This window comes from Pseudomonas sp. MIL19 (assembly GCF_028680365.1).
Taxonomy (GTDB): domain Bacteria; phylum Pseudomonadota; class Gammaproteobacteria; order Pseudomonadales; family Pseudomonadaceae; genus Aquipseudomonas; species Aquipseudomonas spirodelae.
In genome coordinates, this window is record NZ_JAPPVG010000003.1 from 174,939 (window position 1) to 196,631 (window position 21,693).

The following is a 21,693-nucleotide window of genomic DNA, read 5'->3' on the forward strand; positions in this document are numbered from 1 at the left end:
GCTTACTCGCTTGCAGCTTGCAGCTTCTTCTTCGGGTAGATGTCGTAACGGCTGGATTTACCCTCTAGCGCATAACCGGGCTTGGCCCCCTCAATCAACGGCGCCTTGCGCGGGCGTTTGACCACTACCCGGTGACTGGCCAGGTTCAGCGCTGCGTCGAGCAACGCTGGCGCATCCAGGTCATCACCGACAAAGGGACGGAACAGGCGCATCTCCTTTTTCACCAGCGCGCTCTTGTCGCGGTGCGGGAACATCGGATCGAGGTAGATCACCTGTGGCGGCTCGCCTTGCCAGGCACGCATCAGCTCGATGGCATTACCATTGAGGAGGCGCATCTGCGCGGCAATCGGCGCGACCTCACGGTCCAACGCCGCCCGCGCCAAGCCATCTTCCAGCAACGCGGCGATCAACGGCTGACGTTCGATCAAGGTCATCTCACAGCCTAAGCTGGCCAGCACAAAGGCATCACGCCCCAGGCCTGCCGTGGCATCTAGCACCCGCGGACGCACGCCGGCCTGCACACCGACAGCCTTGGCAATCATCTGCCCACTGCCACCCCCGAATAATCGCCGGTGCGCCACCGCGCCCTCGACAAAGTCCACCTTGACCGGGCCTGGCGCCTGCGGCCCCAGCTCCACCAGTTGCAAGCCGCCGTCGCCCAGCTGCAGGGCAAACTCACTGTCGCCCTCCAGCGGCAAGCCCAGGCGCTGCGCCCACTGTTCGGCCGCGGCCTGCAAATGGGGCGCCAGGGCCTGCATACGAATTCTGGCTATTAGCCGCTCATCACTCATCAGAAAATGTGCTCAAAAATCACTCAATTGACCGCCGCAGCGGCCGACAACATGCCTAAGCGGCATTTTGCCAGACCCGGCAGCATCAAGCCGTACCGAGTTCGCCATGTTCGATGTGATTTCTGCCCCACGCAGCGCCGCACCGTCGGCCGCCAACACCAGCTCAATCAGCGAAACGCTGGAGGATGGCAAGCGCGCCTCGCTGAATTACCAGATTCTGCGGCGCACCCTGCTGCAGGACGAAGTGGCCGATGAACTACCGCCGAGCTCGCCCGAACCACCCGACGCGCCACCGAGCGTAACGGTCCAGGCCAGTGATTTTCAGGCATTGGCCAGCCAGCGCGAGCTGGAATTGAACGTCAGCATCAATGCCGAGCCACAGCGGACCGACCCCTTGGCCCTGGACCTGGCCGGCAATGGCTTTAGCACCAGCGGCCTGAGCCGCACAGTCAGCTTCGACCTGGATGCCGATGGCCAACTTGAACAAATCAGCGTGCCTACAGGTGATGACGCGCTTCTGGCACTCGACCGCAATGGCAATGGCCGCATTGACGATGGCCGCGAGCTGTTTGGCGACCAGAATGGCGCTGCTAACGGCTTTGCCGAACTGCGCAAATACGATGACAACGGCGACGGCCGCATCGACGCCCAAGATGCGATTTTCGAACGCCTGAGCCTGCTGCGTTTTGATAGTCAGGGCCGACAATCCAGCCAATCGCTCAGCCAAGCAGGCGTCAGCGCCATCGACCTGCAAGCGCGCGACGTGAAGATCGCCCTCGGCGCCTACGATGAAATCGCCCAGCTCGGACGTTTCGAATTCGCTGACGGGCGCAGTGGCCAGGCCGCCGACCTGTTGTTGGCGCAACGTTAAGTACGCCAGTGATTGTTTTAGCGGCCTGCTAGATCAGCCCCAACTGCTCGACCTGGCCCTCGACCTGCACCTGTGGCAAGGCCGGTAAACCCGGCAGGCGCAGCATCAACTGCTGATGAAAACGCTGAGCCAGCTGCGGGGCCAGGCGATTGTCCGAGGTGTGCAAGAAGACATAGGGGGTGCGGCCTTCGTTGATCCAGTCGGCCACCTTGTCCAGCCAGGGCGCCATAAACGGATCGTTGGCCGACAATTCAGGATGACCAATAAAGCGCAGCTGGGGCGACTGACTGAAGGCGGTAGGCCGCAGCGGCAGGCGCGGCTTTTTAGCTTGGGCATGCAGCACAGCCGGCGCGCTGGACACACAACTGAACAGCGCACGCGAATCCAAACACACACGTTCAATACCACGCTCATGCAGCAGGCGGTTAAAGCTGCGCTCCTCTTCACCTTTGGCAAAGAAGGCCGGATGACGCACCTCAACAGCCAGTTCCCCGCCCTGCCAGGGCTCAATAAAGCCGACCAGTTCTGCCAAACGCTGCGGGCCAAAACTCGCCGGTAACTGCAGCCAGAATGGCGCCACCCGCTCACCCAATGGCGCCAGCAAGCGGCGGAAATCCTCGGTGGCACTCAGCTGTTCGCGTAAATCGCCAGCATGGCTGATCTCACGCGGCAACTTGGCGCAAAAGCGCAGGTGTGCCGGCATCCGTTCAGCCCAGCGAGCCACTGTTTCTACAGAAGGTGATGCATAAAAGGTGGTGTTGCCTTCAACCGCATTGAATACCTGGGCATACAAGGGCAAGAAGTCAGCGCTGCGACTGCCATCCGGGTACAACGAACCGCGCCAGGCGGGTTCGCTCCAGGACGGGCAACCGAGGTAGTAAGGCAGCATATTAAGCGTAGAGGTCGAGCCCCATAACCTGCTCGGCATCCGCCTCGCTGGCGAAACTGGCGGTTGCGTTGTAGCTGGCCAGAGCCTGGGCCGCGCGATTGTTCAGTGGGGGCTGATAGAGCTGGTCTTGCAGGCGAGCTGGAAGGTTATTGCTGCTGGAGTTGCTCGCTTCAACCTTACGCGCCTGAGCAACTTGCTCAAAACCCTGAGTGCTCGACGGTGATACTGGCTGCTCACGACGCGCCTCGATTTCGCGCTGCGCTTCGCGAAACGGCGTAACCGCAGAGCCCGGGCGGGAACTGCGGTCTGGCGAATAAGAGGAGGTAAAACCGTCGATACGCATTAATTACTGCTCAGACTGCCTAGCTAGCGATGGATACGAGTGAAGGCAATTTAGCCCTCCACGTGGGCGTTTGGCAATTAGCCGCGGTGAATGTACATAGGCAAGTGACGGCAGGTGCAGCAACGCCCTCACTTTATGGCCGCTCAGACCGGCGCCTTAGGCGTGGCCACCTTATCGCGCAGGTAAACCGGCTGCGCCAGGTCGGCGATAACCGCTTCACCACGCGTCCAAGCAAAGTGCGCCAGGCTAAGCAGGTCGGCGGCATGCGGCAGCATGCTGGCGTCCTGCCCGCTGACTGCCACCGGAATACGCGCAGCAAAAGTACCCCAGCCCGTGCCGGCGGCAAACCAGTCACCCGAAACATCAGCGGGTAGGCAGGCACGCTCTGGCGGCAATACCGCCTCAACGCCGAGCAAGCGCATCTCGCCCTGTTCCGCGCGATAACAGCCCCAGTAAACCTCATCCATACGTGCATCGATGGCCGCAGCGACCTGCTGTGCGCCATGCTCACGCAGGCTGCGCTGGGCCAGCACGGCCAGATTGGACACTGGCAATACCGGGCGATCCAGTGCGAAGGCCAACCCCTGCACCACCCCAACGGCAATCCGCACGCCGGTAAACGCACCCGGGCCGCGGCCAAAGGCAATCGCATCCAGCGCCGACAGTGACACGCCAGCATCAGCCAGTAGCTGCTTGATCATCGGCAGCAAGGATTGGGCATGCATGCGCGGAATCACTTCATAGTGGCTGAGCACCTCACCGTTATGCAGTAAAGCAACGGAGCAGGCTTCGGTGGCAGTATCCAGGGCCAGCAGAGTGGTCATCGTGATTCAGGCAGGTCAACAAATGGGCGGGCATTAAAACGGTTTAGCGTATTTTTTGCCAGCACCTCGACCTGCCAGACGACAGACTGGTACTCGCCCATCCAGCCCTGCACCCCGCCATAGATGCCCACTGGTTTGATAGCCACAAACGAAAACGCCCCGCAAAAGCGGGGCGTTGTCTGATTACGGCACGTACTTAGCTGAGTGCAGCGAGTACCTTCGCGGTGATCTCGTCGACCGAACCAACGCCAGCAATCGCGCTGTATTTCGGGGTGCCGTCAACGGCGGCCAGCTTCTGGTAGAAATCTACCAACGGCTTGGTCTGCGAGTGATAGATCGACAAGCGATGACGCACGGTTTCTTCCTTGTCGTCTTCGCGCTGGATCAGCTCGTCACCGGTTTCGTCGTCAATACCGGCAACTTTCGGTGGATTGTGCTCAGTGTGGTAAACGCGACCCGATGCGGGGTGCACGCGACGACCGGCAATACGGCCGACGATTTCTTCATCATCGACAGCAATTTCGAGGACGTTGTCGATAACCACGCCCGCTTCCTTCAAGGCTTCAGCCTGGGGAATGGTGCGCGGGAAGCCATCAAAAAGGAAACCATTGGCACAGTCGGCTTGAGCAATGCGCTCTTTGACCAGATTGATGATTAGGTCATCAGATACCAGGCCACCGCTGTCCATTACGCTCTTGGCAACCAGACCTAGTTCAGTGCCGGCCTTGACCGCAGCACGCAGCATGTCACCGGTGGAAATTTGCGGAATACCAAATTTCTTGGTGATGAAACCCGCTTGGGTGCCTTTACCAGCACCGGGCGCACCCAGCAAAATTACGCGCATCGATGTGCTCCTCAAAATTTAAGTAGAAATCGGTCGGACTCGCCTCATGGGGCCAATCTCAGAATGGTTCAGGCGCGCTGCCAACAAGGGCCAGAGTGCCAAAAGGCCGCTCAAGATACACAGCGCACCGGTAGCGCACAAGCCGCCGAAAGTCGGATACGCCTGCGACCGCCTCAGCCAGATAACGCTGCCGGCAGCGCGCCAGAGGCACGCCACCGAACCCTCAATTGGCCCCACTGAATGCACTAGCCGGTGTTACGCAAACCCGCTGCAATACCCGCCACGCTGACCAATAATGCCTGTTCCAGAGGGCTATCAGCCTGATTATCACGCTGCCGCGCGCGAGCCAATAGCTCGGCCTGGAGCAGATGCAGCGGGTCCAGATAGGTATTACGCACGCTGATCGACTCCAGGGTTTCCGGGCTGTGCGCCAAGAGCTGGGACTGCCCCGTAAGCCCCAGTACGGCGGCCACCGCCTGCGACAATAGGCCGCGCAAATGTGTGCCCAAAGGTTGCAAGGCGGGCTCGACTAAACGCTCGTCGTACAACTGAGCGATAGATTCGTCAGCTTTGGCCAGCACCATCTCCAGCATATCGATACGGGTGCGGAAGAATGGCCAGCCCGCACGCATCTGCCCCAGCAACTCGCCTTCACCGCGCTGTAACGCATTGTCCAGAGCGGCCTCCCAGCCCAACCAGGCAGGCAACATCAGACGCGTCTGGGTCCAGGCGAAAATCCACGGAATCGCCCGCAGGCTTTCCACCCCGCCCTCGCGGCGCTTGGCCGGACGGCTGCCCAAGGGCAAACGACCGAGCTCCTGCTCCGGCGTGGCCTGACGAAAGTAATCGACGAATTGCGGGTGCTCGCGCACGACTGCGCGGTACGCACTGACGCCATCGCTGGCCAGCCTATCCATCAGCTCGCGCCACGCCGGCTCCGGGCTCGGTGGCGGCAACAAGGTGGCTTCCAATACCGCCGCCAGGTACAGGTTGAGGTTCTGCTCGGCGATATCCGGCAGGCCAAATTTGAAACGAATCATTTCCCCCTGCTCGGTGGTGCGGAAACGGCCCGCCACCGACCCCGGTGGTTGCGACAGAATTGCCGCATGGGCCGGGCCGCCGCCGCGCCCCACCGTGCCTCCGCGGCCATGGAATAACAGCAACTCGACGTCCTGCTCGCGGCATACCTGCACCAGGGTTTCCTGAGCACGGTACTGCGCCCAGGCGGCAGCGGTAGTCCCTGCATCCTTGGCCGAATCGGAATAACCAATCATCACTTCCTGCGGCCCGTGCAAACGCGCGCGATAGCCTTGCAAGGCCAGCAGACGGCTGATCACCGGACCGGCGTTATCCAAATCGGCCAGGGTTTCAAACAGTGGCACCACGCGCATCGGCCGCTGCAACCCGGCCTCTTTAAGCAGCAGTTGCACCGCCAGCACATCGGAGGCCGCGCCAGCCATGGAGATCACGTAGGAACCCAGAGAAGCCGCAGGCGCGCGAGCCACTTCGCGGCAGGTGGCCAGTACCTCTGCGGTTTCGCCACTCGGTTTGAAGTGCCCCGGCAACAGCGGCCGACGGTTATCCAGCTCTTGCTGCAGAAATTCTAGGCGCGCCTGTTCATCCCACTCGGCATATCGCCCCAAGCCCAGGTAATCAGTGATTTCAGTCAGGGCGGCAGCGTGGCGACTGGCGTCCTGACGCACGTCCAAACGCCCTAAAAACAAGCCAAAGGTGGCCGCGCGGCGCAGGCAATCGAGCAGCGGACCATCGGCAATCACACCCATGCCACAGTCATGCAGAGACTGGTAACAGCACTGTAGAGGCTCGAACAGCTCGCGGTTGCTATGCAGCACGGCACTGGGTGCCGGTAAATCTTCATGCAAGGCCGCCTGCGCCCAACTGCGAGTAGCCCGCAGACGCTCGCGCAGCTGCTTGAGCAGGCTGCGATAGGGCTCGGCACTCTCCCCCACCTGCGCCAACAAGGCCGGGCTGGCCTGCTGCATGGACAGCTCAGCGGCCAGTTGGTCGATATCACGCAGGTACAGATCGGCGGCCATCCAGCGCGACAACAGTAAAACCTCACGGGTCACGCTGGCGGTGACATTGGGGTTGCCATCGCGATCGCCGCCCATCCAGGAGGCAAAGCGAATAGGCGCTGCATCCAACGCTAGGTGCAACCCAGTCGCACCGTGCAGCACCTGATCCGCCTTGCGCAGCACATTGGGGATGGCATGCCAGAGCGAGTGCTCAATCACCGCGAAGCCCCACTTGGCCTCATCCACCGGACTTGGCCGGCTGCGGCGGATTTCTTCGGTGTGCCAGGCCTCGGCAATCAGCCGCTGCAGACGTTGCTTGACCTGCTCGCGTTCGGCCGCCGAGAGGTCGCTATGGTCACCGGCCGCCAGCTGTTCGGCCATGGCGTCGTATTTCTGAATCAGCGTACGGCGCGCCACTTCGGTGGGGTGTGCGGTCAGTACCAGCTCAATATCCAGCCGACCAAACTGGCGCGCCAGGGCCTCGCCCTTATGGCCATGGCTGGCCAGACGTTGCAGCAGTTCGGCGAGAATATTGTCTTCAAAGGGCTGCGTTTCACCCGGCGCACGGCGGCGCACGCGGTGGTACTGCTCGGCAATATTGGCCAGATTGAGAAACTGGTTAAACGCCCGCGCCACCGGCAGCAACTCGTCATCCGCCAGCTGATTAAGGGTTGCACTGAGTTGCTCCGCACCGTCCTTCGAGCCTCGACGAGAGGCTTTAGCGCCCTTGCGGATACGTTCAATCTTGTCGAGAAAAGCCGCCCCATGCTGCACCCGGATGGTGTCACCCAGCAGTTCGCCGAGCTGATGGACGTCTTCGCGCAAACGCGCATCGATTTCTGCCATGACTATTGCCTCCGCTGATCCTCCTTGCAGAGTGCCCAGCGCGCCAACTTCTTACAAGTGCGCGACGCCCTGAGCGCACTTATCAGCGCACGCACTAGTCTTAATAGGGCAAGCCTGGGCAACACACTCCGGGCACCGAACGGACACGAGGCCATCATGAAGATTCGCGAGCTGGTGCAGCACTGGCAGGAAAACGCCCAGGGTCGCCTGAGCGCCACCCCCTATCAAATCCATCTCGACTTGGAAGCCGCTGCGCGCCTGGCGGCGCTGCAGGAGATGTACCCCAAACACCACGTCGAAGAGCTGCTCGGGGAACTGCTCGGCGCAGCGCTGGACGAACTGGAGGCCAGCCTGCCCTACGTCAAGGGCAGCAAGGTGGTGGCCACCGACGAGCAGGGCGACCCGCTGTATGAAGACATCGGCCTGACGCCGCGCTTCCTCGCCTTGTCACGCCGCCATCTGCAGCGCCTTAGCGAACAGAAAAACCCTGCGGATTAGGTGTTACTGGCCGTCAGTGCAACGCACCGCCTGCTTGCGCTGATCAACCAGCACGCCGCTCAGGCCTTTCTGCTCCAGGTCAAACATCACCAGCACGCCGTCGATGCACTGGGCGACCTGGCTGGCAGGCTTGAGCGAGACTTTATAGTCCTCACCCGGCACGGTCTTGAGCATGGTGAACTCAGACAGCAGCAGCGCATCTTCCGGCTTGGCAACGTGCAAATAACCGTAAAACCCGAGTACGGCCACGGTGGCGCAGATGCTGCCGATGGCGGTAAGGATCAGCGGGATGGGATTGACTTCACTCATAACAGGCTCTCGGATTAACAATTAGGCGGGCAATGCATCAGGCGGCGCAGCTTGCAACAAAGCCAACCGCCTGCAAAGCCCCAGATTGCCGCATTACTTGCCGCCCGCCCGGACTTCCTCGCGGGCCTTGAAGGTCGCTTCATAAATACGCTCGGCTAACCGCGAGAACGGCAGGCTCTGTACCCACACCGTTCCCGTGCCTTTGAGAGTGGCCAAGAGGATACCCTCGCCACCAAACAGCATGCTTTTCAGCCCACCGGCCAGGGCGATGTCGTAATCGATACCGGCGGTAAAGGCCACCAGGCAACCAGTGTCCAGGCGTAACGTCTCGTTGTTCAGCTGCTTGCGGATCACCGTGCCACCGGCGTGGACAAAAGCCAGGCCGTCGCCTTCAAGCTTCTGCAGAATAAACCCCTCACCACCAAAGAAACCGGCCCCCAGGCGTTTGTTAAAGCTGATGCCAACCGCCGTACCGTAGGCCGCACAGAGAAAGGCATCCTTCTGGCAGATCAGCGTGCCGCCATGCTCGGCCAACTGGATCGGCACCACGGTGCCTGGATACGGCGCGGCAAACGCCACCCGCGCGGGCGCTTTACCAGCATTGGAAAAGTGCGTCATAAACAGCGACTCGCCCGTCAGCATGCGCTTGCCCATACCCCACAATGTGCCCAGCACACCGCTGGTTGAGCCGTCACCCATGCGGGTTTCGAAGCGCACGCCGTCGGTCATGTAATTCATCACACCGGCTTCGGCGATTACCGCTTCACCGGGATCAAGAATGATCTCCACACTCTGCGCGGAGGCACCGAGGATTTCGTAGTCGAGTTGGTGGCTGGGCATGTGTCGCTCCTGTTAGTGCGAGAAGAGCAACCCGGATTTCATCCGGGCTACGGATCGTCTATTAGAGGGCTAGGAGCTTCACGAGCGAAGGGTCAGGCGCAACGCCGCATAACCGAGTGCAGTAGCGCCTAGAGAATGTTGGCGTAGTCGGCTTCGATCCGATCGAGACTCAGGTGATTGAGGAAGTTGGAGAAACACATCCAGGCCGACAGCGAGTTGAGGTCGCTGAACTGCGGCGGCAGGTATTTGGGCGCGACGACCAGCCCTTCATCGACCAACTGACGCAACGAGCGCATGTCCTCCAGCGTGGTTTTGCCGCAAAACAGCAGCGGAATCTGCTCCAACTTACCTTTACGCACGGCCAACTGGATGTAGTTGTAAACCATGATAAAGCCCTTCAGGTAGGACAGGTCCTTGGTGAACGGCAGCCCTGTTGGCGTTGAACCACGAAACACCCGACTGGCATTGCTGTAGCTCTCTTCCTGACTGAAACCCTGCTCGCGGTAAAAGTCGAAAACCTGCAGAAAGTCCGCGCCCTCTTCGGCCATATGAATGGCGCGGGTGCGGTTGGTCAGTTTGCGTAAACGGGTGGGGTAAGAGGCAAAGGCAATCACCTCCATGAGAATCGCCAGGCCTTCCTGAGTCACCGTCGAGGAGGGAGGGCCTTTCGCCAAAAAAGTGCACACCGGCTGGCTCAGGCCATTCAGGGTGGTCGCCACATGCACCAGACCCTCGTGCACTTCCAGGGCTTTAACGTCGCGCTCGTTGAACATCGCATCGGCGCGGATCTTGATGTAGTCCGCACCCGCCGCCGCATCAGCAAGAATGCCGTCAGACTCGAAGACCCGAATGGTATCTTCGGCCTCGCCAAACACCTTGTTGAGGCGCTGTTGCAGCAGGCTGACAGCCTCTTTGGCGGTCAGCGTTTTGGCCTCGTCCTTAAGGTCGCCGCGCTTGTCGATGTTGTTGAGAAAGTCGGAAAACATCAGACCAAGATCGGCCAGGGTTGGATCGCCGGCATGAAAGGCGTCCGAGGCGGCGCCGTAGAGTTCCTGGCTGATCAGGCCAAAATCTTCGGTCCCGCGCGCTTCCAGCATGCGGATAACCATGCGGTACTCGCGGCACATGCGCCGCATGATCTTGCCCACCGGATTGAACTGACCGAGCTGGCGAGTGATGTCGCGCTCGATATTCTGAAACTCCAGCTTCTTCGCCGCCGCATCAAAGGGCAGCGGCCGACTCGCGTAATAAGCACGGTCGACGACGGGCAGCTTTTTGCCCTGGTGCTTGAGAAATTCACTGCGAATCGAGTCGTCCCACTTCACCGCGTCCAGCACTCGAATTGGCGTTTGCGCCTCGACCAAACGGTCGGACAGTGCGCGCACAATCAACTGATAATCGTCCAATCCGGTATGACTGTTCATGCGCTCCCTATTACCCACTAATGTCACTTCAACCATGTGATGCCGAGCACTGCCAGCCTCTGTGGCAGCGACCGATTACTTATGGCACGACGCTAATCACCTGCACGCTGATAGCGCGCGACTTCGATAAATACATCCGAGTTAGCCTGGTCATCGAGGTAGCCGAATACCTGCTCCAACGGGCTGCTGATGAGCACACCGTCGCTTTCAGCGGCCTCCACCACCTCGCCCTGCAACACGCCCTGTTCCACTTCCTGAAGAATGCGGTCCACATCGAGGTTGTAGATCACCAGTTCGTTGTCGCTGGTCAGCTCAAAACCGGCGATGGCGAAATTCGCCCCCATACTTTTCGGCAGCCCTGCCGACAGGTACCAACGCCGCCCGTGATGAGCCACGGTAAAGCCATATTCCTCAGCGCTTTCAAGGTTATCAAGGCTGTCGACATAGGTCCGCGCTTTGTAAACATTGGAGCCGGCACGGGTGATCTGCAAATACTGCAGCTCGCCCCACTCATTCTTGCGCGACCACTCGCCAAGCAACGGTATTGGCGCGGCCTCATGGGCAGGGATGGGGTCTTTAAAGGTCACCAGGCACCCACCCAGTAACAGGAAGGACACGGCAAGCAGCGCGCGCCAGACGATCATTGAACTCTCCTTGTGAACGGATTGGCCGGATTAGAGGCCCAACACCAAATGCATATAACGCTTAAGCATGGCCAACATCTCTTCACTGTCTAGATGCTCGGCACCCTCGAGCAGGCCCTGATATTCCATGCGGACGATAATCGCCGTCAACAGCTTGGCATCCTGCTCCGCCTGCTCTGAGCCCAGCACCTCGAAGAAATGCGTCACGCCCTGAAGCAAAATCCGCCGGTGGGCGCGCATCAGCCCGTGCAAGCGCGGGTTGAGCAAGGCCTCCTGCTGAAAAGCCTGCTCGGCCAGCAGGTGTTCGCGGCGCGTGAGCAGTTGTTGACGCACATATTCCACAGCCAGGCGGGCGATTTCATTAGCCAGCCGCCGACGCGCCTCGGCACTGCCATCCAGACGGCTAACCTGCTCACGCAACAAACCTTCGGTACTCTGCCAAAACCGCCCCATATGCGCCGCGCTGCGCTCGACAAACTGGGTAAAGGTATCGCTGATCAGGTCATTGATGTCTTTGAAGTAATAGGTGGTCGCGGACAGCGGCACCCCAGCCTCGGCGGCCACCGCGCGGTGACGCACAGCGCGCACGCCGTCACGCACGATAATGCGCATGGCGGCATCGAGAATGGCCTGGCGGCGCTGTTCACTGCCCTGACGACTGGCTTTACGCCCTTGGTATTGGACGTTCTCAGCGACGGCGCTGGCCACCAGCGTGGCGCTTTCTTGGGCGGGGTTAGCTGTCACAACGGGCAATCCTCTGTCGGTGATTCAAAGCGACGTTTAACTTAGTCAGCTAATCGCAAAGATAGTCCACTGGCAGACAATAAAAAGCCGCCCGTGGGCGGCTTTTTCTACATCAGGCTTGCGGACGCATATGCGGGAAGAGGATCACGTCGCGAATCGACGGTGAGTTGGTCAACAACATCACCAGGCGGTCGATCCCGATACCTTCACCCGCGGTTGGTGGCATGCCGTATTCCAGAGCGCGGACGAAGTCGGCATCGTAATGCATCGCTTCATCGTCGCCGGCGTCCTTGTCCGCCACCTGCGCCATAAAGCGCTCGGCCTGGTCTTCGGCGTCATTAAGCTCGGAGTAGGCGTTGGCGATTTCACGGCCGCCGATAAACAGCTCGAAACGGTCGGTGACGTTCGGGTTGTCGTCGTTGCGACGGGCCAGCGGCGAGACTTCAAACGGGTACTGGGTAATAAAGTGCGGCTGCTCCAGCTTGTGCTCGACCAGCTCTTCAAAAATCATCACCTGCAGTTTGCCCAGGCCTTCAAAACCCAGCACCTTGGCGCCGGCTTTTTTAGCAATCTCACGGGCCTTGTCGATGTCGTTGAGGTCGGCGGCAGTCAGCTCGGGGTTGTACTTGAGAATCGAGTCGAACACCGACAGGCGCACAAACGGCTCACCGAAGTGGAACACCTTGTCACCGTAGGGCACGTCGGTGCTGCCGAGGACCAGTTGCGCCAGTTCGCGGAACAACTCTTCAGTCAGGTCCATGTTGTCTTCGTAGTCGGCGTAAGCCTGGTAGAACTCCAACATGGTGAACTCAGGGTTGTGCCGGGTCGAGACGCCTTCGTTACGGAAGTTGCGGTTGATCTCGAAGACCTTCTCAAAACCACCGACCACCAGACGCTTGAGGTACAGCTCAGGCGCAATACGCAGGAACATTTCCATGTCCAGCGCATTGTGGTGCGTCTCAAACGGCTTGGCCGCGGCGCCACCAGGGATGGTCTGCAGCATCGGCGTTTCGACTTCGAGGAAGTCGCGCTGCATCAGGAAGCTGCGGATGTGCGCAATCACTTGCGAACGCACGCGGAAGGTCTGGCGCACGTCTTCGTTGACGATCAGGTCAACATAGCGCTGGCGATAGCGCTGTTCGGTGTCAGTCAGGCCGTGGTGCTTATCCGGCAGCGGGCGCAGTGACTTGGTCAGCAGGCGCACTTCCGTCATTTCCACGTACAGGTCGCCCTTGCCAGAACGGGCCAGGGTGCCCACAGCCGCAATGATGTCGCCCATGTCCCAGGTTTTCACTGCGGCCAGGGTTTCTTCGGACAGGGTCTTACGGTTGACGTAGACCTGAATACGCCCGGTCATGTCCTGGAGCACCATAAAGGAGCCACGGTTGAGCATGATGCGTCCGGCAACCTTGACCGGAATGGCAGCCTCGGCCAGCTCTTCCTTGGTCTTCTCGGCGTACTGTTTCTGCAGGTCGGCGCAGTAGTTCTCGCGGCGGAAGTCATTCGGGAATGCGTTGCCCTGCGCACGGATGGCAGCAAGCTTTTCTTTGCGCAAGGCAATCAGCTTGTTTTCTTCCTGTTGCTGGTCTTCGTGAGAAAGGCCTTGGGGGTCGAGTTGTTGGTCGCTCATGGTCGGTTGTCTGTCCTGTAAATCGTTGCTTGGGCACGGGCCCGGCGGATGGTTGGGCGGCGCATAACACCACCCAACCGGCCTAAAACCTTCTCTCGGCGGTTAGAGCCCTTGTTTCAGGCTCGCCACCAGGTATTCGTCGATATCGCCGTCGAGCACTTTGTCGCAGTCGCTGCGCTCGACGTTGGTGCGCAGATCTTTGATCCGCGAAGCATCGAGCACATAGGAGCGAATCTGATGACCCCAGCCGATATCCGACTTGGTGTCTTCCAGCGCCTGGGAGGCTTCGCGGCGTTTCTGCATCTCCAGCTCGTAGAGCTTAGCCCGCAGCATTTTCATCGCCGTGTCACGGTTGGCGTGCTGGGAGCGCTCGTTCTGGCAGCTGACCACGGTATTGGTCGGTACGTGGGTGATACGCACCGCCGAGTCAGTGGTGTTAACGTGCTGACCGCCCGCGCCCGAGGAGCGGTAGGTGTCGGTGCGCAGATCCGCCGGGTTGATATCGATTTCAATGTTGTCATCGATTTCCGGCGAGACAAACACTGCGGTAAACGAGGTGTGGCGGCGGTTACCCGAGTCAAATGGACTCTTGCGTACCAAGCGGTGCACGCCAATCTCGGTGCGCAGCCAACCATAGGCGTACTCGCCCTTGATATGCAGGGTCGCACCTTTGATCCCGGCGACTTCGCCGGCAGACAGTTCCATGATGATGGCTTCAAAACCGCGCTTGTCGGCCCAGCGCAGGTACATGCGCAGCAGCATGTTGGCCCAGTCCTGAGCCTCAGTACCGCCGGAACCGGCCTGGATATCCAAATACGCGTTGTTAGCGTCCATCTCGCCACTGAACATGCGGCGGAACTCAAGCTTTTCGAGGATATCGCGCAGGCGCTCGACTTCGGCCGCGACATCATCGGCGGCCGTTTGGTCGTCTTCTTCAGCGGCCATTTCCAGCAGGTCGCGCGAATCAGCCAGGCTGCTATTGAGATCATCCAAGGTGTCGACGATCAATGCCAGCGAGGCACGCTCGCGGCCTAGATTCTGCGCGTACTCAGGGTTATTCCAGACATTAGGGTCTTCGAGCTCGCGGTTTACTTCGACCAGGCGATCATGTTTGTGATCGTAGTCAAAGATACCCCCGAATGGTTTGGGTGCGCTCGGACAAGTCTTTGATGCTGTTGAGGATCGGGTTAATTTCCATGGCGTTCAGCACTCGCAGGCGATTGAGGTGTACAGCGGCCTAGTGCGGCCCGACGAGCAAGCATCACGGCTGCTCAGCGGACGCGGCGACCTGACCGTGGCCCCGAAGTTTTAGAAAAGCCGGCGAGTATAGCGCAGTCAATAGCCGGCTTGCAGCCTGCGTGTAACACGGTGGGGAGGCTGGCCATCACGCCGCCCCTGCGCGTTATGGCTCAATCTCGCTCGGCTACGCCGACTTGGTTACGCCCGTTCTGCTTGGCCAGGTACAAGCCGCGGTCGGCTAACTCGACCAGATCGGTCGCGGCCATGCCCGTCTGCGGGGTGAGCGTGGCAACGCCCAGGCTGATGCTGACAATCGAGTCTTGGCCGGGCTGCTCATGGGGAATCGCCAAGGCCTGCACACAGAGGCGGACCTTCTCAGCCAGCAAGCGTGCGCCGCCACGCGAGGTGCCCGGCAGGATCATAGCGAATTCTTCCCCGCCATAACGCGCCGCCAAGTCTGAGGAGCGGCTGCACATTTCACTCATGCAGGTCGCGACTTTACGCAAGGCTTCATCCCCTTCCACATGACCAAAGCGATCATTAAAGGCTTTGAAGTAGTCGACATCGATCATCAGCAGCGACACCTCGCTTTGCTCGCGCAAGGCACGTGACCACTCACTGCTCAGGCAGTCATCAAAATGCCGACGGTTGGCCAGGCCGGTCAAGCCGTCAGACCTCATCAAGCGCTGCAGCACCAGATTGGCCTCGAGCAATTGCTGCTGGCTTTCACGCAACGCACGGAAGGCCTCATCACGCTGCTGCAAGGCTAAGTAAGAGCGTGAGTGGTAGCGAATGCGCGCCACCAACTCAATCACGTCAGGCAGTTTGACCAGGTAATCATTGGCCCCGCGAGAAAATGCCAGGCTCTTGATTTTGGGGTCTTCCTTGGTCGACAGCACGATAATCGGTACATCCTGCAGCGCCCGGCGGCCACGGTAATGGGCCAGCAATTCGAGGCCATCAACCCCCGGCATGACCAGATCTTGCAAGATAACCGTCGGTTTTATCTGCTCCGCCAAACTGACGGCCAGCAAAGGATCCGAACAAAAATGGAATGCAATATTCGCCTCATTCGCTAACGCTCTACGTACAGCCTCACCAATCATCGCCTGATCATCAACCAGTAAGACCATCAATGGAGTCGATACCGGCGCGTCCTCCTGAGCACCGTTAAACTGAGTAAAATCCTGCATACCACATTCTCCGGGCTCGATGCCCTCTATCGTTATAGACCCTGCAACAGCCAACAACACTTAAGCGACTCCAGCCGTTAATCAAACAGCGCCACAAGACGCCGACCAATCTCGGTCAGCGGTAATATTTCCGATGCAGCATCAAGCTGCGCAGCCGCTTTGGGCATGCCATACACCGCACAACTGGCCTGATCCTGCGCAATCGTCAGAAACCCGCGCTGGCGCATATTCAGCAGCCCCTGGGCACCATCGCGGCCCATACCAGTGAGCAATACACCGACGGAGTCGCCCTGCCAGTTGGCGACCACACTGTCAAAAAACACATCGATCGACGGCCGATAAATATGTGCGCTGGGCTCGGCGCTGTAGGTCAACTCGCCATTACGCTGCAAGACCAGATGATCATTACTGCCCGCCAACAACACCGTCCCAGGCTGCGGCACGTCGCCTGCGCGGGCTAAACGGACCGGCAGCGGCGACTCACTGGCCAGCCATTGCGCCATACCGGCAGCGAAGGTCTCGTCCACATGCTGCACCAGCACGATGGCAGCGGGAAACCCGGCGGGCAGTTGCTTGAGCAACTCAACCAAGGACGCCGGCCCACCAGCCGACGCACCAATAACCACCAAGCGCTGACGACAACTGCTGCTCTCACGTGGGGCTGACGGCGCGGCTTTACGGACATTTTTTTGCCCCAAGAGCAAGCCCAGGTTGTGGATCTTGCGCAGCAGCATGGCGGCATCCGGCAACGCGGCTTCACCCAACACGGGCGTGGCCACCACATCCAGCGCGCCATAGCCCATAGCCTCGAACACCCGGCTGACATGACGCTCGACATCTGAGGTGACGATCAAGATGGCGCAGGGCGTCTCGGCCATGATCTGCCGGGTTGCTTCAACGCCATCCATTTCAGGCATCAATAAGTCCATCAACAGCAAGTCCGGGGTGTCGTCACGACAGCGCTGCACAGCCTCTGCACCACTGCCCGCCACCCAGGCCACCTGATGCTCCGGCGCCCGCGCCAGCGCGCGACGCAACGCCTCCACGGCCAGCGGCATATCGTTGACTATTCCGATTCTCATCCCTGTGCCTCACCTATCAGTACCTGCACCGCATCCAGTAGCGCCTCATCATGAAAGCTGGCTTTGGCCAGGTAGTAATCCGCGCCGGCATCCAACCCGCGGCGACGATCCTCCTCACGATCCTTATAAGACACCACCATCACTGGCAACGTGCGCAGGCGGCTATCGCGACGCAGCAAGGTCACCAGCTCGATACCGTCCATGCGCGGCATGTCGATATCGGTAATCAACAAATCAAAGTGCTCGTCGCGCAGCGCATTCCAACCATCCATGCCGTCCACGGCAACCGCCACTTCGTAGCCTCGACTGAGCAACAGCTTGCGCTCAAGCTCGCGCACCGTCAGTGAGTCATCGACCACCAGTACACGTTTGCGAGCGGCTTCCTGAACACCCTGGCTGCGCCGATCAACTCGCTCCAGATGGCCACTGCCCAGGAGTTTGCCAATTGAGCTGAATAAGTCTTCAACGTCGAGAATTAGCACCGGCGTGCCGTCATCCAGCAAGGCACCCGCCGACACGTCGCGAACCTTACCCAGCCGCGCGTCGAGCGGCATGACTACAAGGGTGCGCTCGCCAATAAAACGATCCACGGCAATGCCGTAAAGGTTGTCACGCTCACGGATCAGCACCAGCGCAATCCCCACCTCTTCGCAGCGTCCTTCCGGGCGTTGCAATAACTGGCTGGCCGCGATCAGGCTGACATGCCGATCACCGTGCCAGAAGTGCTGACGCCCCTCTAGCTGCACGACATCCTCGACGCTCACCCGCAGCATGTGTTCGATGTGCGCCAAGGGGAAGGCATAGGCTTCACCAGCAATGTCCACCACCAGACTGCGCACCACGGACAGCGCCAGCGGCACCTGCAGGATGAAGGTACTGCCCTCACCACGGCGAGCCTCAAGGCGTACGCTGCCACGCAGTTGACGCAACGCGTGCTGCACCGCGTCCAGCCCCACACCTCGGCCAGACATTTCACTGACCTGCTCACGCAGACTGAACCCCGGCAAGAACAGAAACGCCAGTAGCTCGTCCTCACTCAGCCTGGCGGCGGTCTCGGCACTGGCGAATTTACGCGTGACGACCACCTCACGCAGGTGCTCTACATCGACACCGGCACCGTCATCACTAAGCTCCAGCACCAGCATGCCGGCACGGTGACGGGCCCGCAGCAGCAGTCGCCCTTCCTCGGCTTTACCCTTGCGTACGCGCAGCTCGGGGAGCTCGATGCCATGGTCAAGGGCGTTACGCAGCAGGTGGGTTAAGGGCGCATCGAGTCGTTCAAGTACATCGCGATCAACTTGCGTGGCGTCCCCTTCAATGTCCAGGCGCACCTGCTTACCCAGCGAGCGCCCAAGGTCACGCACCATCCGCGCACGCCCGACCAGCACATCGGCCAGCGGGCGCATGCGTGAGGACAGTGCGGCGTCGTAGAGTGAGCGGCTGCGCAGGCCACCCTCCCAGGAAAATTCATCAAAAGCCTCGAAATGCGTCTGCAGTAATTGCTGACACTCGGCCAACTGCGCCCGGGACTCATCGAGCAGTGCCTGCGCCTGCGGCTCTAGCGAACTGTTCAAGGTTAAATCGCGCAACCCGTCCAGAGCGCGCCGAACCGCTGTTTGCTGGCGCTTAAGCCGTTGCAAAGAGTCAGTCAGCGGTTGGATCCGCTGAAACTCGACCAGGGCTTTACCCGACATGTCCAACAAGTGATCGAGGCGCTCGGCCGAAACCCGTAAAACCCGCCCACGCCCCTCATCAGGCAACTCTTCTGCAGGTTCTTGCGCCGCCACCTGCGGAGCCAGGGTGGTTTGCGGCAAAACCGGCTCTGCTGCAGTGCCACGCCCCAGAGCCGGCACGGCCGTCGCCAGCTGACGTTCGAGTAAGGCCACCAGTTGCTCAATCCGCTCGGCCGAGGGGGCATCAGCCGCATCCTGTGCGCCGACCCGGCGCAATAAGTCGGTGCCCTGCAACAGCCCGTCAATCTGCTCGGGCAGCAACCGCAACAGCCCCTCCTGGGCAGCCACCAGCAAGTCTTCCATGGCGTGAGCCACTTTAACGCCGTCATCCAAGCCAACGATTCGCGCCGCACCCTTAAGCGAATGCGCTGCACGCATGCAGGCTTCCAGTTGCCCGGCATGATTAGGCTCACGCTCCAGTATCAGCAAACCGGCATCCAGCACCTGCGCTTGGGCATCCGCCTCCATGCGGTAGAGTTCCAGCAGCGAAGCATCCCTCATCTGACCGGGCGTCATGCGAAACTCCTGCTCATGGCCTGACGCAGCAACTCATCGTCAAGCTGGGTAATACTGCGCCCCTGCCACTGAAACACCCCGCTGGAAAACTGACTGACCGCCAGCCCGCCATCGCGCACGGCCGGCTGCACCGTATGTCGCGCAATCGCATGAATCCCCTCGACTTCATCCACCGGCACCACCACGGGCCCGCCCTGCCCGGTCAGGATCAGCATACGGGCAATAACGCGCTGACCAGAAGCCTGAGAAGTACCCGCAGGGATGCCCAATAGCTCAGCCAGCGACAGGCAGGCCACCAGCGTACCGCGCACATTGGCCACCCCCAGCAGGCTGCGTGAGCGCTGATGGGGTAATGAATGAACCGGCAGCTGCGCCACCACTTCGACCAAACTACGCGTGGCGATCGCCAGCCACTCCTCGGCCACCCGGAACAACAGCAGCGAACAATGCTCGACGAGCGGCTCATCGACCACCAGCTCAACATCGTCTTGCATGGCCGCATAGCGCTCAAGCAGTTGGATCGCGGCGGCGGCGTGGACCTCACAGTTGCGGCAGTGCACGTGCTCAACCAAGCGCTCACAGCTTTTATCGCCCCGAACCCCAATGCGGTTCCAGCAATCATCGATACGTGCGGCGCTCTGCGTCGGTATCAGGTTATCGATCATCGCGCTTCACTCCAGAAGGGCTCGCTCGGTTGACCCGCTGTTGCAACCGCTTGGCACCGCTATGGTCACCGCGCGCCGCCAACAGCGCCGCCAAGTGCACCAGGCTCTCAACATGTTCGGGTTCAAGGTAAAGCGCTTTACGGTAGTAACCTTGGGCAACATCGCCCTGGCCGGCCATGTCATTGAGCAAGCCCATCCAGTAAAACGCATCGGCGCTGGGGCCATGCTCAAGCAGATAACGCTCACAGCCCTGAAGGGCCTCGGCACTGTGACCGGCATCGGCCAGCGCTACAATTCGGGCCAACGCACTGGCCGCCTCATCGAGCGGCGCAGCAGGCACCACAGGCCGCTCAGCACGCACACGCGAAGCCGGTGAAGGCCGTACCGGGCGAACGGGGGCTGGCGCGACCCATTGCGCCGTTGCCTTGAATGCAGGTGCCGCCAGCGCACGCTGGAAAGCAAAGGTCAGCGGCGTTTTCAACGCCTGCATCCCGCGCTGGGTGAGCAAGCTGGCCTCCGCAGGGCCGACGAAGAAGGTGCCGCCGTCGCCCAGTAAGCGCTGCAAGCCATCGAGCACCGCATGCTGCGTAGGGCGATCAAAATAAATCAGCAGGTTGCGGCAGAAGATAAAGTCAAAAGGCGCTTCGCCGCCCAGCACATGGCTATCCATCAAGTTGCCACAGCGCAGTTTGACCCTGTCGCGCACGCGCGCCTGCAACTGAAAACCGCTGTCAGTGGCGTCGAAATAACGCTCGCAAAAACTCAAATTCTGACCACGAAACGAGTTGCGACTATAGTGGCCCAGTCGCGCCAGCTCCAGTACCCGGGCACTGACATCCAGCGCTTCGACCTGAAAAGAAGCGGGGGCGAAGCCGGCATCCAGCAGCGCCATGACAATCGAGTAAGGTTCCTCGCCACTGGAGCACGGCAGGCTGAGCAGGCGCAACGGGCGGCTGCCACACAGTGCCGCCTTGCGCTTGAGCGCCAGTTCTACCAATGCGACAAACGACTCTGGGTAGCGGAAAAACCAGGTTTCCGGCACGACCACAGCCTCAACCAGCGCCTGTTGCTCGGTCGTTGAGCCATTCACGTGCTGCCAATAATCGGCCTGCGCAGAAATACCCTGCGCCTGCATGCGCTGACGAATCGCACGCTCGATCACCAGCCGCCCAACCGACTCAGCCTCCAGGCCGATCAGCCGCTTCAGCAGGTGCTCCACCTGAGCAATCATGATGCCGCGCCGCCACTAGGGAACAGCAACGCACAGACATCGTCCGGCAGCAGCCCTGCGACCTCGATGCGCTGCACCAGCCCCTGCGCAGACGCCTGCACGGCGCCCAGATAGTGCGCCTCACCGGCACTCAGGCCGGCGTCACGGAAAGCACTATCCGCCAGGCGTAGGGTATCGGTGGCTTTCTCCAGAACCAGCCCCAGCACACGATTGGCTGGACGGTAATGCACCAGCACCAACCGGGTACTGGCCAATGCAGCGGCAGGCCGCCCACAGGCACGCACCAGCAGATCGATTACCGGGACCAACGCGCCACGGTATTCAAAGCCACCCGCAACCCAGGTAGGTGCCTGCGGAAAAGCCTTCAGACGACGCAAGGGCAACACCTCAACCACCTCGTGCACATTGAGCGCATAGCGGTCCTGATCCAGGCTGAACAACAGATAAAGCTCGCCCGCCTCACGCGCAGAAGACGCCTGACCAGCATTCGGGCTCGGCATA

At 60.4% G+C, this 21,693-nt stretch carries 21 protein-coding genes; 2 read left to right on the forward strand and 19 right to left on the reverse strand.

The window, feature by feature from the left end:
* Positions 1-2: 2 nt before the first annotated feature.
* Complete coding sequence (locus N1078_RS03905; RefSeq protein ID WP_274086888.1) at positions 3-791, reverse strand: class I SAM-dependent methyltransferase; 789 nt, start codon at positions 789-791, stop codon at positions 3-5.
* 106 nt (positions 792-897) lie between these two features.
* Between N1078_RS03905 and N1078_RS03910 the strand changes: the two genes are divergently transcribed.
* Positions 898-1,662, forward strand: coding sequence for a hypothetical protein (locus N1078_RS03910; RefSeq protein WP_274086889.1), 765 nt, complete (start codon positions 898-900; stop codon positions 1,660-1,662).
* 28 nt (positions 1,663-1,690) lie between these two features.
* Here N1078_RS03910 and N1078_RS03915 read toward each other — a convergent pair whose 3' ends face one another.
* From N1078_RS03915 to ppc, 5 genes are all read right to left on the reverse strand, one after another.
* Entirely contained in the window at positions 1,691-2,551 is an 861-nt protein-coding gene (locus N1078_RS03915) for a DUF72 domain-containing protein (RefSeq protein ID WP_274086890.1), read from the reverse strand.
* A gap of 1 nt (position 2,552) precedes the next feature.
* Positions 2,553-2,894, reverse strand: coding sequence for a hypothetical protein (locus N1078_RS03920; protein WP_274086891.1), 342 nt, complete (start codon positions 2,892-2,894; stop codon positions 2,553-2,555).
* A gap of 143 nt (positions 2,895-3,037) precedes the next feature.
* Complete coding sequence (gene tsaB, locus N1078_RS03925) at positions 3,038-3,718, reverse strand: tRNA (adenosine(37)-N6)-threonylcarbamoyltransferase complex dimerization subunit type 1 TsaB (protein WP_274086892.1); 681 nt, start codon at positions 3,716-3,718, stop codon at positions 3,038-3,040.
* Between the two features lie 196 nt (positions 3,719-3,914).
* A complete protein-coding gene (gene adk, locus N1078_RS03930) occupies positions 3,915-4,562 on the reverse strand; it encodes an adenylate kinase (protein WP_274086893.1) in 648 nt (215 codons plus the stop codon).
* Between the two features lie 245 nt (positions 4,563-4,807).
* Positions 4,808-7,444, reverse strand: coding sequence for a phosphoenolpyruvate carboxylase (gene ppc, locus N1078_RS03935; RefSeq protein WP_274086894.1), 2,637 nt, complete (start codon positions 7,442-7,444; stop codon positions 4,808-4,810).
* A 156-nt stretch (positions 7,445-7,600) separates the two neighbouring features.
* On the opposite strand from ppc, the gene N1078_RS03940 reads away from it, so the two are divergent.
* Positions 7,601-7,942: a pilin assembly protein gene (locus N1078_RS03940; protein WP_274086895.1), complete on the forward strand. Its 342-nt coding sequence runs from the start codon at positions 7,601-7,603 to the stop codon at positions 7,940-7,942.
* 3 nt (positions 7,943-7,945) lie between these two features.
* Here the strand turns inward: N1078_RS03940 and N1078_RS03945 are convergent, their stop codons facing one another.
* The 13 genes from N1078_RS03945 to N1078_RS04005 form a co-directional block, all read right to left on the reverse strand.
* Positions 7,946-8,251, reverse strand: coding sequence for a hypothetical protein (locus tag N1078_RS03945; protein WP_274086896.1), 306 nt, complete (start codon positions 8,249-8,251; stop codon positions 7,946-7,948).
* A gap of 93 nt (positions 8,252-8,344) precedes the next feature.
* Positions 8,345-9,091 carry a TIGR00266 family protein gene (locus tag N1078_RS03950; protein ID WP_274086897.1) on the reverse strand — a complete coding sequence of 249 codons (747 nt, stop codon included), beginning with the start codon at positions 9,089-9,091 and terminating at the stop codon, positions 8,345-8,347.
* Positions 9,092-9,219: 128 nt separating this feature from the next.
* Positions 9,220-10,515 carry a flavohemoglobin expression-modulating QEGLA motif protein gene (locus N1078_RS03955; protein ID WP_274086898.1) on the reverse strand — a complete coding sequence of 432 codons (1,296 nt, stop codon included), beginning with the start codon at positions 10,513-10,515 and terminating at the stop codon, positions 9,220-9,222.
* 92 nt (positions 10,516-10,607) lie between these two features.
* A complete protein-coding gene (locus N1078_RS03960) occupies positions 10,608-11,159 on the reverse strand; it encodes a hypothetical protein (RefSeq protein WP_274086899.1) in 552 nt (183 codons plus the stop codon).
* Between the two features lie 30 nt (positions 11,160-11,189).
* Positions 11,190-11,903 carry a TetR/AcrR family transcriptional regulator gene (locus tag N1078_RS03965; RefSeq protein WP_274086900.1) on the reverse strand — a complete coding sequence of 238 codons (714 nt, stop codon included), beginning with the start codon at positions 11,901-11,903 and terminating at the stop codon, positions 11,190-11,192.
* A gap of 112 nt (positions 11,904-12,015) precedes the next feature.
* A complete protein-coding gene (gene lysS / locus N1078_RS03970; protein WP_274086901.1) occupies positions 12,016-13,533 on the reverse strand; it encodes a lysine--tRNA ligase in 1,518 nt (505 codons plus the stop codon).
* A 102-nt stretch (positions 13,534-13,635) separates the two neighbouring features.
* Positions 13,636-14,731 (reverse strand): peptide chain release factor 2 gene (gene prfB / locus N1078_RS03975; RefSeq protein ID WP_274086902.1). Its coding sequence is split into 2 segments (ribosomal slippage): positions 13,636-14,658 and positions 14,660-14,731, totalling 1,095 coding nucleotides; the frame shifts between segments, so codons are not numbered across the junction.
* Between the two features lie 211 nt (positions 14,732-14,942).
* Positions 14,943-15,965, reverse strand: coding sequence for a diguanylate cyclase domain-containing protein (locus tag N1078_RS03980; protein ID WP_274086903.1), 1,023 nt, complete (start codon positions 15,963-15,965; stop codon positions 14,943-14,945).
* 77 nt (positions 15,966-16,042) lie between these two features.
* Complete coding sequence (locus N1078_RS03985) at positions 16,043-17,047, reverse strand: chemotaxis response regulator protein-glutamate methylesterase (protein ID WP_274086904.1); 1,005 nt, start codon at positions 17,045-17,047, stop codon at positions 16,043-16,045.
* Positions 17,044-19,296, reverse strand: coding sequence for a hybrid sensor histidine kinase/response regulator (locus N1078_RS03990; protein WP_274086905.1), 2,253 nt, complete (start codon positions 19,294-19,296; stop codon positions 17,044-17,046). The genes N1078_RS03985 and N1078_RS03990 overlap by 4 nt, the downstream gene beginning before the upstream one ends.
* Positions 19,293-19,961, reverse strand: a complete 669-nt coding sequence (locus N1078_RS03995; RefSeq protein WP_274086906.1) for a chemotaxis protein CheW — start codon at positions 19,959-19,961, stop codon at positions 19,293-19,295. Before N1078_RS03995 ends, N1078_RS03990 begins: the two co-directional genes overlap by 4 nt.
* Complete coding sequence (locus tag N1078_RS04000) at positions 19,951-21,192, reverse strand: CheR family methyltransferase (protein WP_274086907.1); 1,242 nt, start codon at positions 21,190-21,192, stop codon at positions 19,951-19,953. Before N1078_RS04000 ends, N1078_RS03995 begins: the two co-directional genes overlap by 11 nt.
* Positions 21,189-21,692: a chemotaxis protein CheW gene (locus N1078_RS04005; protein ID WP_274086908.1), complete on the reverse strand. Its 504-nt coding sequence runs from the start codon at positions 21,690-21,692 to the stop codon at positions 21,189-21,191. The genes N1078_RS04000 and N1078_RS04005 overlap by 4 nt, the downstream gene beginning before the upstream one ends.
* Between the last annotated feature and the right edge of the window lies 1 nt (position 21,693).